Source organism: Emticicia sp. 17c (assembly GCF_037153985.1).
In the GTDB taxonomy this organism is placed as follows: domain Bacteria; phylum Bacteroidota; class Bacteroidia; order Cytophagales; family Spirosomataceae; genus Emticicia.
In genome coordinates this window covers 164,991-183,711 of record NZ_JBBAYI010000006.1, presented here as the reverse complement: position 1 = coordinate 183,711, position 18,721 = coordinate 164,991, and the positions used below count along the sequence as shown (strand labels likewise).

At 38.7% G+C, this 18,721-nt stretch carries 13 protein-coding genes; 10 read left to right on the top strand and 3 right to left on the bottom strand.

Annotated features, from left to right (window positions below):
- The first annotated feature begins 8 nt into the window (after positions 1-8).
- The 7 genes from WAA15_RS13575 to WAA15_RS13545 all read left to right on the top strand — a co-directional run bounded on the left by WAA15_RS13575 (position 9) and on the right by WAA15_RS13545 (position 13,499).
- Positions 9-3,398 carry a DUF4175 family protein gene (locus WAA15_RS13575; protein ID WP_337043320.1) on the top strand — a complete coding sequence of 1,130 codons (3,390 nt, stop codon included), beginning with the start codon at positions 9-11 and terminating at the stop codon, positions 3,396-3,398.
- 219 nt (positions 3,399-3,617) lie between these two features.
- Complete coding sequence (mnmG, locus tag WAA15_RS13570) at positions 3,618-5,480, top strand: tRNA uridine-5-carboxymethylaminomethyl(34) synthesis enzyme MnmG (RefSeq protein ID WP_337043319.1); 1,863 nt, start codon at positions 3,618-3,620, stop codon at positions 5,478-5,480.
- 75 nt (positions 5,481-5,555) lie between these two features.
- Positions 5,556-7,178 carry an Ig-like domain-containing domain gene (locus tag WAA15_RS13565; RefSeq protein ID WP_337043318.1) on the top strand — a complete coding sequence of 541 codons (1,623 nt, stop codon included), beginning with the start codon at positions 5,556-5,558 and terminating at the stop codon, positions 7,176-7,178.
- 1,057 nt (positions 7,179-8,235) lie between these two features.
- Positions 8,236-10,035: a tetratricopeptide repeat protein gene (locus WAA15_RS13560; protein WP_337043317.1), complete on the top strand. Its 1,800-nt coding sequence runs from the start codon at positions 8,236-8,238 to the stop codon at positions 10,033-10,035.
- A 179-nt stretch (positions 10,036-10,214) separates the two neighbouring features.
- Positions 10,215-11,474, top strand: coding sequence for a M48 family metalloprotease (locus WAA15_RS13555; protein WP_337043316.1), 1,260 nt, complete (start codon positions 10,215-10,217; stop codon positions 11,472-11,474).
- A gap of 151 nt (positions 11,475-11,625) precedes the next feature.
- The gene (gene accD, locus WAA15_RS13550) at positions 11,626-12,468 is read left to right on the top strand and encodes an acetyl-CoA carboxylase, carboxyltransferase subunit beta (RefSeq protein WP_337043315.1); all 843 of its coding nucleotides are present in this window, start codon (positions 11,626-11,628) and stop codon (positions 12,466-12,468) included.
- Positions 12,469-12,521: 53 nt separating this feature from the next.
- On the top strand, positions 12,522-13,499 hold the full coding sequence (locus WAA15_RS13545) for a radical SAM protein (RefSeq protein WP_337043314.1): 978 nt from the start codon (positions 12,522-12,524) through the stop codon (positions 13,497-13,499).
- 9 nt (positions 13,500-13,508) lie between these two features.
- On the opposite strand, the gene WAA15_RS13540 is transcribed toward WAA15_RS13545, so the two are convergent.
- Entirely contained in the window at positions 13,509-13,643 is a 135-nt protein-coding gene (locus WAA15_RS13540) for a hypothetical protein (protein ID WP_337043313.1), read from the bottom strand.
- Between the two features lie 31 nt (positions 13,644-13,674).
- Positions 13,675-13,959 carry a putative quinol monooxygenase gene (locus WAA15_RS13535; protein ID WP_337043312.1) on the bottom strand — a complete coding sequence of 95 codons (285 nt, stop codon included), beginning with the start codon at positions 13,957-13,959 and terminating at the stop codon, positions 13,675-13,677.
- Between the two features lie 174 nt (positions 13,960-14,133).
- On the opposite strand from WAA15_RS13535, the gene WAA15_RS13530 reads away from it, so the two are divergent.
- The 3 genes from WAA15_RS13530 to WAA15_RS13520 are packed head-to-tail and all read left to right on the top strand — an operon-like array spanning position 14,134 to position 17,217.
- Entirely contained in the window at positions 14,134-14,808 is a 675-nt protein-coding gene (locus WAA15_RS13530) for an SGNH/GDSL hydrolase family protein (RefSeq protein ID WP_337043311.1), read from the top strand.
- Positions 14,809-14,866: 58 nt separating this feature from the next.
- On the top strand, positions 14,867-15,793 hold the full coding sequence (locus tag WAA15_RS13525; protein WP_337043310.1) for a polysaccharide deacetylase family protein: 927 nt from the start codon (positions 14,867-14,869) through the stop codon (positions 15,791-15,793).
- Between the two features lie 56 nt (positions 15,794-15,849).
- Positions 15,850-17,217 (top strand): gliding motility-associated C-terminal domain-containing protein, encoded by a 1,368-nt coding sequence (locus tag WAA15_RS13520; protein WP_337043309.1) that lies wholly within the window; start codon positions 15,850-15,852, stop codon positions 17,215-17,217.
- A gap of 33 nt (positions 17,218-17,250) precedes the next feature.
- Here the strand turns inward: WAA15_RS13520 and WAA15_RS13515 are convergent, their stop codons facing one another.
- A complete protein-coding gene (locus WAA15_RS13515) occupies positions 17,251-18,627 on the bottom strand; it encodes a Gfo/Idh/MocA family protein (protein WP_337043308.1) in 1,377 nt (458 codons plus the stop codon).
- Positions 18,628-18,721: the final 94 nt, after the last annotated feature.

The window sequence follows — 18,721 nt, the reverse complement described above, 5'->3', positions numbered from 1 at the left end:
TATAAATCATGTCAAGTTCAGTGAAAGCTCTTTTTGAAAAGATTGATGAATACAAACGCCAGTATTACAAGAACCTCCTCATTAAGGGGGCTTTATTTACACTGGCTTTGTTATTTAGTTCTTTTCTTTTGCTCAATGTTATTGAGTATTTCGGTCGTTTTAACTCTGTTGTCAGAGGTGTACTTCTATTTGCCTTTATTGGCGTTGCTCTTTACTCACTCATTTTCTGGGTAATCAAACCTATTTTGTATTTACTCCATTTCAATGAGCCACTTACTTATGAAAAAGCCGCTAACGAAATTGGCAAGTTCTTTCCTGAAATAGCCGATAAGCTGTTAAACACGCTACAATTAGCTCAATTATCAGAAAAAGATAATTCGTTGCTTCAGGCAAGCATTAATCAGAAATCGCAGGAGCTAAAATTCGTCCGCTTTGCTGACGCTGTCAAAATCGGAGAAAACAAAAAGTATCTTAAATATGCTTTACCTCCGCTGGCTTTAATTCTGTTAATTGCAGCGGTTTCTCCTAAATTCTTTAAAAGCAGCACTGAGCGTATTGTTTATTTCCAGAAAGATTTTGCCGAAGAAGCCCCTTTTAAATTCCAGATTACCAACGAAGAACTAAAAGCTGTTAAAAACGAAGATTTCGTACTGAATCTGAAACTTATTGGCAATGCAGTACCCGAAGCTGTATATCTGGTTGCCAACGACCGGAAGTTCAAGATGATTTCGAGCGATAGTAAAAACTATTCGTTTACCTTTTCAAAGGTTCAGAATCCGGTCGATTTTCATTTTCTGGCTTCTGGCTTTAAATCAAACGAGTTCGAATTGGAGCTTATTAGCCGTCCTAACCTGCTTTCGTTCGATGTAGCACTCAATTACCCATCTTACCTTAATAAAGCCAACGAGAGCTTTAATAACGTAGGGAATCTGGTAGTACCAGAGGGAACTACCGTACAATGGAATTTTAAAGCAGCCAATACGGATTCATTATACCTGAGTTTCGACAACGAAGCCAAGTTTTTAGCCAAAGATGGTTTCGGTGATAATTTCTCGTTCGTGAAACATTTAAAAATATCTTCATCTTACCAGATTCATCTGAAAAACGCTTTTAGTGTCAATCGTGAAAACGTTGATTTTTATATCAATGTAGTTCCTGACCGATACCCACAAATTCAGTTAGAACAATTAAAAGACTCAACTTTGTTTAATTACATTGTTCTGGGCGGAAACATTACCGATGACTACGGATTATCGCAGTTTAAACTTTACTATAAAACCATCAAGGATAATAACCAGAACCAGCCTTATAATGCTATCGATGTAGCTTTTAATAAATCGCAGGTATCGCAGAGCTTTTATTATCAGTTGCCTTTAAGCGACTTAAAGTTAGCCCCAGGCGATAAAGTAGAGTACTTCTTACAACTTTGGGACAACGACGGCGTAAACGGTGCTAAAAGCACAAAAACGCCTGTTATGACGCTTTCTTTACCTTCGGCTAAGAATTATGATGCCGAGATAGAAAAAGCCACCGAGAAGACCGAAGATATGCTTGAAAAGATAAACGAGAAATCGAAGAAATTAAAAACCGAGCTTAATAATCTTGAAAACCGCTTGAAGAGCAAAAAGGATTTAGATTTTCAGGAAAAGAAACAACTCGAAGAAATGCTTCGTAAACGCGACGAACTTATTAATGAGCTAAAAGCCTTGCAACAACAGTTTGACCAGATGCAGGAGAAAGCCAACCGTTTTCAGCAACAAAGTCCTCAGCTTCAACAAAAAATGGAGCAGTTACAGAAACTCATGAAAGACCTCATGAACGACGAAACCAGTAAAATGTATGAAGAGCTAAAAAAACTGCTTGAAAAAGACATGGACGAGAAAACTGTTGAACAACTGGAAAAGCTGAAAAACAAAGAGCGTAATATGGATAAAGATATTGACCGCACGCTTAAGTTATTCAAGCAGTTACAACTGCAACAGAAGGTTGAAAAAACTGTTCAGGACTTAGAGAAACTTGCTGAGAAACAAGATAAACTTGCCGATCAAACCCAGAAACAGGAGCAAGAGCAACAAGATAAATCGAAGAACCAGCAAAAAGACCCACAAGGCAAAAATGATAAAGGTGATAATCCGTTAGACCCTAATAAAGACGATAAGCAGGGAGACGATAAAGATGAATCGCTGAAAGAAGAGCAAGAGAAATTATCGAAGGAGTTTGAAGACCTGAAAGATAAGATGAAAGACATCGAGAAACTCAGCAAAGAACTCAAAAAGGATTTAGACCCTCAGAAGCAAGAGCAGGAGGAGGTATCTCAGGAACAACAAAATGCTCAAAAGCAATTGCAGCAGAAGCAACGCCAGTCGGCCTCAAAAAGCCAGAAGAAAGCCGCTAATAAAATGAAAAAGATGGCCCAAGATATGGCCGAGTCGATGCAAGGGCAAGAGATGAAACAAATGGACGAAGATATGGACGCTTTACGCGCTATTCTGGAGAACCTCGTGAAACTTTCGTTCGACCAAGAAAGCTTGATGAAAGACTTCCGTAATATGACCGTAACCGACCCTCGTTTTGTAAAACTATCGCAAGACCAGTTAAAATTGCAGGATGACGCTAAAATCATCGAAGATAGCCTTTATTCGCTATCGAAGAGAGTGTTGCAGATTCAGTCGTTTATCACGCGTGAAGTAACTTCTATGCGTAACTCTATGGACGAAAGTGTGAAGTTCATTAAAGAAAGGAAATTAAATGTAGCTTCGGCTAAGCAACAGTTTGCCATGACCTCAATTAATAATCTAGCTTTAATGCTAAGCGATACCTTTAATCAGATGCAACAAATGATGGCTAATGCCATGCCGTCTTCTGGTAAAAAGAAAGGGAAACAAAAAGGACAAATGCCTTTAGGCGAAATGCAACAAAAGATAAATGAGGGTATGCAAAAAATGGGAGAGGGCAAAACTGGCAGGCAGCTGTCGGAAGAAGCAGCCCGATTAGCGCAAGAACAGGCTAAACTTCGTAAGATGATTCAGCAGATGCAGGATGACCTGAAAGGAACTGAGGCAGGCAAGAAGCTGGGCAATGAGCTTAAAGAGCTTGAAAAGAAAATGGATGAAAACGAAACTGACCTCGTAAACAAGCGTATTAACCCCGAGACAATGAAACGCTCGAAAGAATTGCAAATACGTTTGCTTGAAGCTGAGAAGGCCGTGAAACAGCAGGAAGAAGACCCTACGCGCCAATCACGTACGGCGCAGCAGTTTAACCGCCCTGCACCGCCTTCAATGGAGAAGTTTCTTCAGGAAAAAGTGAAACAAGTGGAGTTAATTAGAACTGTTCCTCCTAATTATACCCCATTTTATAAGAAACAAACTGATAATTACTTCAGGAAAATTAAGTAATTGTATTTCTTCGTAAATTTGCAAGGACACTCACTGGAGTGTCCTTTTTTATTTCCATCCAGAACCTATTTTAGGCCCTTAGGGTTTTATACTTTTTAACCGACCAAACATCGGAAGTTTTTTATCCAAAAATCAATGAGTAAATTTTGTTTCACGTGGAACAGACCCATTTCTTTTATCATAAAAAGTTTCACGTGGAACCATAAACAATTTTAAACAATGTTTCCAGAATATGATGTCATAGTAGTAGGGGCAGGGCATGCTGGTTGTGAGGCCGCATCGGCCGCAGCCAACATGGGTTCATCAGTACTATTGATAACCATGAATATGCAAACCATTGCCCAGATGTCGTGCAACCCAGCGATGGGAGGCGTAGCAAAAGGACAAATAGTTCGTGAAATAGACGCTTTAGGCGGCCAGTCAGGAATCATCAGCGACAAGACAATGATTCAGTTCAGAATGCTGAACAGGTCGAAGGGGCCGGCCATGTGGAGCCCCCGTTGCCAAAGCGACCGTATGCTCTTTGCACAAGAGTGGCGCAATACGTTGGAAAGTATCCCGAACCTTGATATTTGGCAAGATATGGCCGTGGGTATTTTGGTAAAAGACCAGAGAGTTGTAGGTGTTAAAACCTCAATGGGCGTTGAGATTAGAAGTAAATCTGTTGTGTTAACCAATGGAACCTTCCTGAATGGAAAGATACATATAGGCGAAAAAACCTTTGGTGGGGGTAGAACAGGGGAGAGGGCAGCACACGGAATAACCGAACAACTCGTTGAATTAGGCTTTGAATCTGGGAGAATGAAAACCGGAACTCCGCCAAGAGTAGATGGGCGGTCGTTAGACTGGAATGAAATGGAAGAGCAAAAAGGCGACGAAAATCCTGAAAAGTTTTCGTATACAGATACACCTCGCCTAAGCAAACAAAGAAGTTGCTATGTAACATATACCAACGAAAAGGTACATCAGGCACTCAGAAAAGGATTCGATAAATCGCCCATGTTCAGCGGGCGAATCAAAGGCTTAGGGCCACGCTATTGCCCGTCTGTTGAAGATAAAATCAATCGCTTTGCAGACAAAGACCGTCATCAGATATTCGTGGAACCCGAAGGATGGGATACTGTCGAAATGTATATCAATGGTTTTTCAACTTCATTACCAGAAGATATTCAGTACGAAGCACTACGATTGATTCCGGGTTTTAAAAATGCTAAGATGTTCCGTCCGGGATATGCCATAGAATACGACTTTTTTCCTCCAACCCAACTAAAACTGACTCTCGAAACCCACCTCATTGCAAACCTTTTCTTTGCAGGGCAAATCAACGGAACAACGGGTTATGAAGAAGCAGCGTGCCAAGGTTTAATTGCAGGCATTAATGCCCACAATAAAGTAAAAGAAAAGGATGCTTTTATCTTGAAAAGGAACGAAGCATATATTGGCGTATTGATAGATGATTTGGTAAATAAAGGCACAGAAGAACCATACAGGATGTTTACTTCTAGGGCAGAGTTCCGAACGCTGCTCAGACAAGATAACGCCGATATACGCCTTACTCAAAAAGGGTACGATTTAGGATTGGCTTCACAGGCAAGACTTGAACGAATGAATGAGAAAAAACAGCAATCTGAAAAACTCATTAAATCGTTGAAAGAAATGAAGGTAAGCCCCGAAGATGCTAACGGGTTTCTGGAGTCGATAGAATCGGCCGGACTGAGAGAAAAATCTTCTTATTACAGCATATTAAAAAGACCCGAAATTGAAATAGGAGATATAAAGCAATTAACCAACGAAATAAAAACACATATTGATAGTTATGATAACGAGGTAATAGAGCAAGCCGTTATTCATGTAAAGTATGAGAGCTATATCGAGAAAGAATTGTTAATGGCCGAGAAAATGGCAAAGCTAGAGAACCTGAGCATAGTGCCTAATATCGATTATGACAAACTTACTTCTATCTCTATTGAGGCCAGACAAAAACTTAAGAAGATGAAACCACAAACATTAGGACAAGCGTCTCGTATAAGTGGGGTTTCTCCGGCCGATATATCGGTACTGATGGTGCATCTTGGAAGATAACTTTTTATTAAATTTTCTTAATTACCCTCAAATATTATTTGGGGGTTTTATTTTTGAAAAAACAAAATACCAATAATGTTAAAGAAAGATATATATAAAGTAATAACGCTGGTTGCGCTGAATAGCCTGCTCATGAGTTGCGCACAGTTTGTGCCACCAACCGGAGGAAAAAAAGACGAAACCCCACCAAAGCTGATTAAGTCAGTGCCAGTAAACAAGCAAACCAATTTCAAAGGAAATCAGGTAGAGCTATACTTTGATGAACTGATAGACATAACATCGTTGCGGCAAGAACTGGTAATTATCCCAGAAAAGGAAGGGTACTTCGATGTAAAGGCAAAAGGAAACAGCGTAATACTTAAGTTTGACCAACCTTTTAAGGATAGCACCACTTATACATTCAATTTCAAGAAAGGCATAAAAGACCTGAACGAGCGAAATGAAGCACAAAACCTGAAACTGGCTTTTAGTACAGGCCAGAAAATAGACTCGCTCGAATTAAAGGGTAACGTAAAAAACCTATTCACCAACCAACCAATACTTGATGCACAGGTAGCTTTATATCAGGTACAGGATTCGTTGAACCTGAAAAAAACAAAACCAAACTATTTTGTAAAAACGGATTCGAGCGGAGACTTTAAATTTGAAAATATCAAGCAAGGCAAATACCGCCTGTACGCTTATACAGATAAAAACAGTAACCTGCGTTTCGATAATAAAACAGAGTTAATTGCCTTTATAAAAGATACCATTAAACTAGATAAAAACCTGTCGGATATTAACCTTGCTTTGTATATGGCTAATAACGATAAACCCAAAAACCAAAAGACTTTACAACGTGCCGAAGACTTTACCGTTATTTATGATAAAAGTATCAAGACATATAATGTTTCGTTTGTTAACCCAGCAGATAGCCTGCCGTATTCGGCACAACGAAACGAAATAAAGTTTTATAATATTCCACTCAAAACAGATACGGTAAAAGTAAATATCACAGTAACCGACTCGGCAGGGAATGCGCTTACACACTTACAAAAGATAAAATTCCGAGACCAAGAACGGAAAAGAAAAACCAATAAAGATATTTTCGATTTTCAGACAGAGCCTAAAAATGGGGGAGTTGTAGAAAAAAATCTTGTTTATGAACTTTACTTCGATACACCAATCAATAAGGTTGAGTTATCAAAAATCAGAATCCTTAGCGACACCATTACAAACGAACCATTAAATGAAAAAGACCTAACGTGGAACATCTATAAAACAAACCTTAAAATAACTAAAGAGATTTCGGCCACGAGAGAAGTAAAAACCGAGTTTATGACAGGGGCATTTATAGATATAAAAGGAGATTCAAGTGAGAAAGTAATAAGACGGAACCCAATTCTGAAACCCGAAAATTATGGTATCATACAAGGCTCAATCGAAGGAAGTAACGATAACAAAATTGTGCAGTTAGTGGATGAAAATTACCGGATTGAGGCCGAACAAAAGACTAAGAGTAAATTTAATTTTATAAATGTAAAACCAGGGGCTTACCTTATCAGAATTATTGTTGATAGCAACAACAACGGTCAATGGGATTACGGTAATGTTGAAAAAGACATTGAGCCGGAAAAGGTTTATTTCTCTGATGATGTTATAAGACTGAAAGCAAACTTTGAACTCAGAGACATAAAAGTCAATATTGCTGATAAATAAATCTGATTCTTGAGGAGCTATATAATAAAGTATATCATCATGAATAAGTCATTGAATTAAAGAAACAAAACTAGTAAATCACAATACCAGAACAGGAGTTATGCAAAACATAATTCCTGTTTTTTTTATAGCTAAAACAATAGGGCAATACATCATTGAGAGGAGATAAAAACTCTGTAACTTATTTCCTAGAACGTGATGGTTACCAATAGAAAACAATCGGTTAAAAAGAAAAGAATTAGAACAGGTCTTCAATCTTATAACCTAACTAATAAATAACTTCATCGGGATAAAGCTTTAAGCTTATTAAATCAATATTACTCGCATACTTAAACTTTCGGTATGTATATCCATTAAGGCTACATATTTCAAGGTTTTATAAAATACGAAAAGCTTCTGGTAAAAAACTTTTAATATAAAAAGTATCCTTCTGAAATATGATTATAGGCTGAAATCAGTCAAGAATCTTGAACCAAAATTATCCGTTTCAATCTGCTTCAAGCACCACTCAAAATATAAGATATATACCTAAGAGTAGGGGTGATGTACCTGTTCCTTGCTGTTGGCATAGATGTTCAAAACCTTTCCCAAAGCACTCTTTTTGTGTAAAAAAGTAAAAGGTCAATTCAAAATAAAAAATATCCAAGTTTTTATGTGGACAAAACTGTGGATACCATCTGCATAATGTGCATACACTCGTGGATGGGTGTGTAGACAAAAAGCTAGGGGTCGTGGAAAGATACTCAGGGCTGTGGAATAAGTCTAAAAGTAGGCTGTTTTCCTCAATTCACACCAAGTGGATTAACGTGGAAACACCCTGTGGATAGGCATGACAGAAATCAACAATAATTATTTTTCAAAGAATGTAAATAAGTGGTATTAGAATTGATTATCAATAAAATAAATGTGGAAGAGTGAAATAAATATGTGGAAAAACAGATTATTTATGTGAATGAGTTGGAAAGCCGTTATCCACAGATTATATTTATTCACATTTCAACAGCCCTAACAAATCAAAACAACAATAAAATATTAATTAATTTTTTTTTTTATTAACATGAAGCGGTATTTAATACTTGTTCTGTTGATGCTCATCGGAGGAGTTCTGAAAGCTCAAGACCTTGAACTGGCAAACGAATATTTTAAACAAGGCGAATATGAGAAAGCCAAAGAAATTTATGTGAAGTTGTCGAAAGATAAGAACACAGTTAAACTCATACATACCAACTACCTGCAAACCCTGTTGAAATTAAAAAACTGGGATGAGGCTGAAAAATTTCTGAAAAAGGAAATCAAGTCAAACGAAGCCATGATTATATACAGGGCCGAATACGCCATGTTACTCGAATCAACGGGCAAGGTTGAAGAATCTCAAAAAGAGTTTAACAGCCTGATTGATGTGGCAGCTAAAAATGAAGGCAATTTGTATGAGCTACAAGACTTCCTGTATCGGAACAGTAAAAACGACCAGGTAATTCAGCTATTGAAAAAGGCCAGAGAAGTAGCCAAAGACGAAAACAAGTACGCTATTTTCTTTGCAAGAGCGTATCTGCTCAACGGCCAGAAAGAAGCCATGATTGATGAAATGTTGAAGTACGGCCTTGTAGAAGGAAACACCGACTACGTAAAAGCAACGTTTCAGGACAACCTGAAAACAGATGCCGAAATAGAAATGCTCCAGAAAGTGCTTTATGGCAAGATACAGAAGTTTCCGAATGAGCAATACTATGCCGAGATGCTTATCTGGCATTTGGTGCAGCAGAAAGAGTTTTACAAGGCTTTTATCCAGACACGTGCCATTGATAAACGCAATAAACTGGAAGGGCAACGGGTGTTTGAACTCGCGCAAACATCTTTGGTAAACAAAGACTTCAAAAATGCCATTCAGATGTATGAGTATGTCATGAAAGAATACCCACAGGGGCAATATTACCCCTATGCCAGACGTAATGCTATTTTTTGCAAAGAAGAAGTCATCAAGACAACGTATCCAGTCGATTTAACGGCTATTAGAGGGCTTATAAAAGACTATCAGACCCTCTTTACTGATTTGGGTCAGAATCAGAAAACCATGGAGGCCATGCGTAACACAGCCCAGTTGTATGCGTTTTATCTGAACGAGCGGGACACCGCCATTACCGTACTCGAAAAAGCTATCAGCATTGCAGGCAGCGATAATCTTTTTAGAGACAAATGTAAACTTGATTTAGGCGATATTTATATCCTGCGTAATGAGCCGTGGGAGGCAACTTTGCTTTACTCACAGGTTGAAAAAACACAAAAAGAAGATATGCTAGGGCAGGAGGCAAAACTGAAAAATGCCAAATTGCATTATTACAACGGCGACTTTGATTTATCAAAAGAAATTCTGGATATTCTGAAAAAAGCTACTACCCGCGAAATAGCTAACGATGCCATGCAGTTAAGTTTGCTGATTCAGGATAACACAGGTCTCGACTCAACCGAAACAGCCATGAAAGAATATGCCGCTGTTGACCTTCTGCTTTTCCAGAACCGTAATCAGGAAGCAATCACGGCTTTAGAGGGTCTCTTTCAGAAATACAAAAGCCATAGCCTTGCCGACGAAATTCTTTGGCTACGCGCCAATACATACCTAAAGATTAATGACCCTAATAAAGCCCTTGACGATTTAGAAACCCTGCGAAAAAATTATAGCTATGATATTCTGGCCGATGATGCTATTTATCTGGAGGCTAAGATATATCAGGAAAAACTAGGGCAGAAAGACAAAGCCATGGATTTATACAGACAAATCCTGCAAGAGTTTCCGGGTAGTATTTACGGAGCAGATGCCCGCAGGCGATTCAGAAATCTGAGAGGTGACACAATAAATTAAGGTTTTCCACATTATTATTGTTGATAAGTCTCATAAACTTAGCGGGTTATGAGACTTATTTGTTAAATATTTGTTAAGTCAAGCCCAACATTACTATTTACAAAACTTTCCTCGTTATTTCTTCAAGTAAGCTAAACAAAAATCACCCCATGAGACAGAGGTTATTCACATTGTCCACATTGTTATTCACATTTAGCATTCTGGTAAATGCACAAGATAATCAGGTTAAAACTTTTGGCTATAATTACTATGGTCAGAAAATTAACGAAAAAGCCATTTGTAATATGGTAAGTTTTCGTTCAAAAGAAGTAGCCGAAAAAGCAGTGGAAGAGATTGTCCGCAGAAGTGGATTAAAAAAGAATTTTTATGTAATGGAGTGCCCTAATACCGATAACTGTTTTGCCGCAGTAAACGGGCAGACCAGACTCATCGTGTATGATGGCTCATTTATGCGTAAAGCTAACGACATATCAAAATCAGATTGGGCTGCTTTAAGTATTCTGGCGCACGAAATAGGCCATCACCTGCAAGGGCATACCATTATTGAAGGTGGTAGCGACCCACAGAAAGAGCTGGAAGCCGACGAGTTTTCGGGCTTTGTGATGTACCAGATGGGAGCTTCTTTGAAAGATGCACAAGCGGCTATAAGCAAATTAACATCTGATTATGATGGCGGAACCCACCCACCCAGAAGCCGCAGATTAGTAGCCATTGAAAAGGGCTATAAAAACGCACAGGAGTTGTATCCGAATATCAAGAAAAACGATGGGAATGTAATTGGAGGTAACGGCCAGTCAAAACCAAATACCTCACCGGTTGCAGAAACACAAGTACCAACAAGAACACCACCTGTGGCCGAAACAGTGCCAGTAAAGGAGGTTCCTGTGGAAAAGGTTGATAAACCTGTGGAAAACCCGATTGACCCTATCAGAAGAACAGATGGAAACATGAGTACTGCACCTGAAATGCCTAGAATAGACCCCAATGTTGTGGATAACCCTGTGAATAGTGTGAAAAACACCGCCTGTATAGAGGGAGATTGTGGAAATGGTTTTGGAAAAATGATAAATCCTAAAACATTAGAGAGATACGAAGGAGAGTGGCGGAATGGTAAACGTGAAGGACGAGGGGTTGAGTATTATTCGGATGGAGAAAAGAAATATGTAGGTAATTTTCTGAACGGAAAGTTTCATGGAAATGGTACTTATTTCTTTAAAAATGGGGATAAATATGTGGGTAAGTTTAAAAACGGCCTCATGAACGACGATAGAGCCTATATCATCTATAATAACAACGTTCGGCTTGTGGTAAAAGTAGAAAACAGCAAACGAACTGGAAAAGCAATACGTATCTACCCCGACGGGCGCAAAGAGGAAACCTACTTTGAAAATGACGTCGAAAAGAAAGGATACAAAGGAAATACCAACGGCGGTTATTAAGCTGTTTTTACACAAAATTCAAAAGCTGAGATTCTGAGTCTCAGCTTTTTTTATCTAGTTATAATTAAAATTTGTAAAATTTAAGCAAATTTTATTAAATCGAACACTAAGATTATTTACCTTTGACCCCTCAAAATGATATTTAACTGATATGTCTTGGTTTAAGCGTACTGTAAAAGGAATTCAGACACCCACCGAAATGAAGCGTGAAGCGCCCGACGGTTTGTGGTATCAATGTCCGAATTGTAAAAAAGCAATGCATACCCGTGAGCATAAAAACAATGCCTATACTTGTATTCATTGTAATTATCATGAAAAGATTGGCTCAGAAGCCTATTTTAAAATATTATTTGATGATGGAATCTATACCGAATTAGATGCCAATATGCACTCGGGTGACCCCCTGAACTTTGTTGATACAAAACCTTATAAAGACAGGCTACGCTCAACAGAAAAAAAATCAGGATTAAAAGATGCCGCCCGTACTGCTTATGGTAAAATGGCCGACCTCGACATCGTAATTACCTGTATGGATTTTGGTTTTATTGGTGGTTCAATGGGTTCGGTAGTAGGAGAGAAGATAGCCCGTGGTATTGAATACGCGCTCAAAAACAAAGTTCCGTTCCTGATGATTTCGCGTTCGGGAGGTGCCAGAATGATGGAAGCAGGCTTCTCATTAATGCAAATGGCAAAAACTTCAGCAAGATTAGCTCAGTTAGCCGAAGCAGGTATTCCTTATATATCTTTATTAACCGACCCAACAACCGGAGGTGTTACGGCTTCTTACGCCATGCTAGGCGACTTTAATATATCAGAGCCACAAGCACTCATAGGTTTTGCGGGCCCTCGGGTTATTAAAGAAACTATCGGTAAAGAATTGCCTAAAGGATTCCAGACAGCCGAGTTTATTCTGGAGCATGGTTTCCTCGATTTTATTGTCGATAGAAAAGATTTAAAAGATAAACTGGCAAGTCTACTTCGTATGCTGGCTTAATCTGTTGGGTAAAATCATACTTATCATTTTTAAACAGTAAAGTTTCCGATAGTATGAGGCTTATCAAACATCCTGTATTATGCAATTACTATGTTACGTATCGTTGTAACGCTACGTGTAGTTTTTGTGATATATGGGAGAAACCTTCGCCATACATTACATTACAGAACTTTCGGGAAAACTTACGAGACCTAAAAAAATTAGGGGTAAAAGTTATTGACTTTACCGGAGGAGAACCCCTGCTACATCGGGAGTTGGATTTGCTTCTGGCCGAATCGAAAAAAGCCGGAATGATTACCACCGTTACTACCAACTGCCTGCTATACCCTAAATATGCCGAACGCCTGAGGGGCAAAATAGATATGCTTCATTTTTCGCTCGATTCGCCCGACGAAGATGAGCATAATGAATCAAGAGGGGTAAAATGCTTCGATAAAGTAATGGAATCTATACATTTGGCTAAGCAATTAGGCGAAAAGCCCGATGTTTTATTCACAGTTTTTGAACAAAATGTGGATAAGATAGAACGCGTGTGGAAAGAAATAACGCAACCCAATGATTTAGTTCTGATTCTAAATCCGGTATTTGATTATAATGAAGTAGAAACAGGGGGAGGTTTGTCAGAATCGAGCCTGAAAAAGCTATTATGGTGGGGAAAAAAGAAAAATGTCTATTTGAATGAAGCCTTTATAAGCCTCAGGCAAAATGGTGGAAATCATGTGGATAACCCCGTATGCAAGGCGGCATCTACTACCTTAGTTATCTCACCAGAGAATAAACTGGTGCTTCCATGTTATCATTTAGGTACAAAAAATTTCCAGATTCAGGATAATCTATACGATTTGTATCATTCAGCCGAGGTAAAGGAGATAATAGCTCTTGAAGGGCGTTTAAAAGCCTGTGAAGGCTGTGTAATTAACTGCTATATGCAACCTTCGTTTGCCGTAGAAGTGAATAAATATTTCTGGAAAGCCCTGCCAAGTACACTGAAATACAACTACCTCAAAAATACATGGAAGCAACTTTTCTAAAGAAAGATGTTAGCCAATCTTCAAATGTATGGCGAGCGGTGTAACATAGCTTAGCGGATTAATAGCACCCGAAGTAATAATAATTTGTTCAAATTGGCTATTGAATCCGATGATGCTTCCCTCAGCTGGTTCTTTTATATCCACGTGGAACCCTTGTATTACAAAAAAGATTCTTTTAAACTTTCGACAAAAAGTACAACTCTGCTGGTTCTTCCATTAAATCATCGGCTTTGGCCGAAAACTCAGCAATATGGACATTGGCCAAATGGTTCTCAAGGCTTTCTTTATCTGTCCAGTTTTCATAAAACACAAATATCTGGGGGTTATCATTCGACTGGTGAAGCACATAATCAATACAGCCTTCTTCGAGTAAGGTAGGAGGAATTAAATCGGCTAGAGCCTTTTTAGTTTCTTCAATTTTTTCGGCTTTGGCTTTTATTCTGGCAATTACGGTTAGCATAGTTAAGGGTTGTTTGATGAAAAATTATAATGCCAAAAATAAAATTTTATTTTTCAGTATAGAAATGATTTCTGCACAAATAATGTGTATCTATAAATTGTGGCTTGGTCATTTTCTACAAAAAAACTAATTTTATCAGATTTTAAACATTAATTCAATTCAACCTTTAAACGAATGAAAACAAGCCTAAAAATTCTTACCCTCGTTTTGTTATCTACTCTTATGTTCTCGCTTACACAAGATAAACCTACCAAAGTTATTTTCTTTGGAGACTCCATTACACAGGCTGGTGTTGGCCCTTCGGGTTATATTACCAAAATGAAAGAAACCCTTGAAAAACAAGGAATCAAAGATAAATATCAGTTAATAGGAGCAGGTATCGGCGGTAACAAAGTATATGATTTATACCTGCGTATGGAAGACGACGTGCTGTCGCAAAAGCCCGATGTAGTAGTTATTTATATAGGTGTAAACGATGTTTGGCATAAGTCAAGCATGGGTACGGGTACCGATGCCGATAAGTTTACGGGTTTTTATACGGCCATTATTAAAAAATTACAATCGCAGGGAATCAGAGTAATTTGTTGTACGCCTGCCGTAATAGGTGAAAGAAACGACAACAGTAATCAACAAGATGGCGATTTAAACCACTATTCAAATATTATCAGAGGGTTAGCTGCTAAATTCGATTGCCCATTGATTGACCTCAGAAAAGAGTTTCAGTCATATAGCCTCAAAAATAATCCACAGAATAAAGATTCAGGTATTTTAACAACCGACAGAGTACACCTGAACGACCTCGGGAATCAGTTCGTAGCTGATTTAATGTTAAAAGCTGTTGTAAAATAAAATTGTCAGATAGCCATTATATCATGTAATGGCTATTTTTATATCTAATACATTAATTATGAAAAAAATCTCTCGAATTGCAGGTATCTTGCTTCTTGTATGTAACTTACAGTTACTTGCACAAAAACAGATTGCTATTACTATTGATGACCTCCCTTTTGTATCCGAGTTGTCTTTACCACACGCACAGGAGTCTACACAAAAGTTATTGCAGAAAATCAAAAAGCATCATATACAAGCTGTTGGCTTTGTAAATGAGATAGCAGTGGTAAAAATAGGGGAAATAGATGCCAGAGTAAAACTGCTGGAAGATTGGCTGAAAAACGGGAATGAACTTGGAAGCCACATGTTTTCGCATCCATCTTTTAATACTACTTCGTTGGAAGACTACAAAACAGACTTTTTAAAAGGAGAAATAATTACCGAACAGCTAAACAAAAAATATAAAAGAGAAAAAAGATATTTTCGGTATCCGTTTCTCCAGACGGGGCCTGATAGCCTGAAAAAATATGGTTTTGAGGCATTTCTGAAACAAAAAGGATATGAAAATGCACCTGTAACCATTGAGGCCGACGACTGGTATTTTAATAAGGTATACATGGATGCCATGAAAGCCAATAATAAAGCCTTGATGAAAAGCATTGCAGAAAAGTATCTGAAACACACCGCCGACTATTTTGATTATTATGAAAAATATACACAGGAAGTATTCGGAAGACCAATCAAGCATATTTTTTTGTGCCATGTAAATGCCCTGAATGCAGATTATTTTGACAAATTAGCCAACATAATGACTAACCGTGGCTATTCTTTTATTACGTTGGAAGAAGCCCTTAAAGATGATATTTACAAACACCCCGATACTACTGTAACTAAAGGTGGGTTTTCTTGGTTACATCGATGGAGAATGACAGACAAGAAAAAAATCTCTTTACCAGAAGTAGAAATTCCTGCCGATATAAAGGCTTTATATGAGGCCAAATAACAATCCAACGACTGATGAATATTCGATTGTTTTAACCAGTTTATTAAAAAACTACTTTGAAAAACCTTGTTAAAGCCACTTATGTGGTTTTGTTGTCGTCAGTAATGGCATGGTGCCAAGAGATACGTAACGAACAGTGTATTGGCCCGAACATTGGTACAGGCTCTTTGTATATTCAAAAAACAGTAGCTTGTGTACCTTTTACCGTTCGTATCGATAAAACAGACGAGAATACAAGCGGAAATCAGTATATATTTAATTATACAGGTGGGCCACCTACAAATCTGGTCACAGAAAAAACACATACCTACACAACTCCGGGTGCTTACAGGCTTATGCAGGTATCGTTCAGGAAAGACAACGGGCAAGAACTAAGAGCCTGTACTACAATTACTGTACTCGATACCGCGAAAATTGAAATAAGCCCTAATATCTGCGAAAATCGCGTTAGCTTGCTACTAAGCGACGTAAGAAAAAATGGAACAATTCAGTATGATTTCTGCTATATAGATTGGGGCGATGGCTCTGCCACTGAAAAAATTAATTTGCCCTCAGGTAGCATTGTTCATGAATATGCTAATCGTTCGGATAAAAAAATAAAGGTAAGAGGGGGGTATCTGGTTGATGATTGTGGAGGAAGCAACTCGGTATTAATAAAATTTCCTGTTTTTAACGAGCCTGTTATCAAAGAGCTTCAAAAACTATCGTCTACCCAATATACATTAACTTTTGAAAACCAAACAGGCGACGACTTCAATATTCTGGCTAATGGGCAGGTATTTCAAGGGCAAAAAGGTAAAATAGGCACACAGCAAGTATCATTCTACAACCCGTCGGCAAATGCCTGTTATAGTATTCAGATGCAGCGTAGCTGCTATACTAACCCTATATCAAAAGAAATATGCGATGTTAACTTTCAGTTTGAAGCAAATGCCGGCGGAAATTTACTTACTTGGCTCAAACCTGCCCCCGAAATTATTCGGAATACCACACTGATTAAAAATACATCCCTTAAAATTCCTGTTAGGGATATTTTTTATAATGATGAAGACATTAGTTGCAATCAGGAAAACTGCTATCAGTTACAATTCATGAGCAACGAAAGTTTGTTTACCTCTCAGTCGATATGTGCTAAAAATGGCCTGATACCCTGCGAACACGAAATTGAAGTGTATGTACCCTCGGTCTTTTCACCAAATGGAGATGGAATAAATGATAAACTGATGCTTTCAGGGCAAGCTGAAAAGTTTATCAGCCTTAAAATTATGGACCGCCGCGAGTATGTGGTTGCAATGCTTTATTCGCTCAATGATACTTGGGATGGGGCCAATCAGCAGCCCGGTGTCTATTTTTACGTGTTAACAGTAAAGAATAATAACAATAAAGAAAAAACTCTGCAAGGAAGCATAACCCTTTTCCGATAAACAGAAAAGGAGGTTTTCACCTCCTTCGCCTGATTATTTCTTCTTTATTAATTTCATTTCGATGGGGTCCCAGTGAATGATTTTTTGTTGGAAATAACTTTCGTTACAAGCCAACACAGGTGCGGCAGCACGGAAGCCGAAAACTGGGTCTTCGATGGTTCCCTGACTACCCTTTCTGACATTTTCAAAGAAATTGGCAAAATGGTTTTTGTGTGAGTCTTCGGTTTTAGGCGCGTCAAATTTCACTTCTTTTACTGGTTCAGCCTTACGGTCTGCTTCTGGGTATTTGGCATCATACTGTTTCTTGAATGCTTCCTGTTCCGACTCTGCAAAAGTAAAGTGGCTGTCGTAGCCGCCATAGCCGGGAGCTTTAGGGAGTTTTTTCTTGCTTAGAACCAAGCCGTTGTCCAGAATATCAATCTGGCCTTCGTTACCTATAATACGGGTATTGTTACGAATAGCCCCTGCATTGGCAAAGTTTACCCGAAGTACCATCTGGAACTGGTCGTGTTTTTCATTCTTGGGGTAATCCAGAATCGAAACCAGCACATCAGGCACATCGCGTCCATCTTTCCAGTAACTCAACTCCCCTGACGACACAATTCTGTTAGGGCCATAAGAACCCGTAATATAATGAACCCCCGTAATGAGATGCACAAAGAGGTCGCCAGCTACACCTGTGCCGTAGTCACGGTAGTTCCTCCAGCGGAAAAAGCGGGTAGCATCAAATGGGCGTTTAGGGGCATCGTGCAGGAAAGTATCCCAATCAACCGTTTCAGGAGAAGCATCCGTCGGAATCGAATAATTCCATGCGCCAATAGAATTAAAACGGTCATTGTTCGATTCTATATAGTTTACCTGCCCGATATCTCCGGCCTGTACCATTTTTTTAGCTTCTTCAAATACAGAGCTACTAATACGTTGGCTTCCTACCTGCATGGTTTTGCCTGACTTTTTCCATGCTTCAATTACACCTTTTCCGCGCTCAATTTTTTGCACCATAGGTTTTTCGCAGTACACCGATTTTCCGGCATTGAGTGCATCAATCGTGATTCGGTCATGCCAATGGTCAGGAGTTACTACTAATACGGCGTCAATATCTTTTCGGTTAAGAATTTCCCTGTAATCGCGGGTGGTGAAAATATCCTTGCCAAAAACCTCCTTTACACGGGTGAGGCGGCCTGTATACAGGTCGGCTGCCGCAACCAATTCGACCCCTTCATTTTTAAGAGCCGAACGCGTATCGTTATGCCCCTGAATACCCATACCAATAGTAGCGATACGAATCTTGTCATTGGGGCTAACCTTCATATTTTTAATAATATTAAATGGTTTTGCGAAACTATCGGTGGCAAGCAAAACCGAAGCCGCACCAATTCCCTTGATGAACTTTCTGCGATTAGATTCCATTTTTGTGTATGATAGATTTTAAAGCAGCCTGTAAACTGCACGGGTGAATATTATGAAGTGGTGAATATAGGGTTAAAAATGCGCTTGGTCAAGA

Excerpts from the sequence above, each read along its gene's own strand:
- WAA15_RS13565 (WP_337043318.1), top strand. The coding sequence starts at position 5,556 with ATGTTAAAGAAAGATATATATAAAGTAATAACGCTGGTTGCGCTGAAT.
- WAA15_RS13560 (WP_337043317.1), top strand. The coding sequence starts at position 8,236 with ATGAAGCGGTATTTAATACTTGTTCTGTTGATGCTCATCGGAGGAGTT.
- mnmG (WP_337043319.1), top strand. The coding sequence starts at position 3,618 with ATGTTTCCAGAATATGATGTCATAGTAGTAGGGGCAGGGCATGCTGGT.
- accD (WP_337043315.1), top strand. The coding sequence starts at position 11,626 with ATGTCTTGGTTTAAGCGTACTGTAAAAGGAATTCAGACACCCACCGAA.
- WAA15_RS13545 (WP_337043314.1), top strand. The coding sequence starts at position 12,522 with ATGAGGCTTATCAAACATCCTGTATTATGCAATTACTATGTTACGTAT.
- WAA15_RS13575 (WP_337043320.1), top strand. The coding sequence starts at position 9 with ATGTCAAGTTCAGTGAAAGCTCTTTTTGAAAAGATTGATGAATACAAA.
- WAA15_RS13515 (WP_337043308.1), bottom strand. The coding sequence starts at position 18,627 with ATGGAATCTAATCGCAGAAAGTTCATCAAGGGAATTGGTGCGGCTTCG.
- WAA15_RS13530 (WP_337043311.1), top strand. The coding sequence starts at position 14,134 with ATGAAAACAAGCCTAAAAATTCTTACCCTCGTTTTGTTATCTACTCTT.
- WAA15_RS13525 (WP_337043310.1), top strand. The coding sequence starts at position 14,867 with ATGAAAAAAATCTCTCGAATTGCAGGTATCTTGCTTCTTGTATGTAAC.
- WAA15_RS13535 (WP_337043312.1), bottom strand. The coding sequence starts at position 13,959 with ATGCTAACCGTAATTGCCAGAATAAAAGCCAAAGCCGAAAAAATTGAA.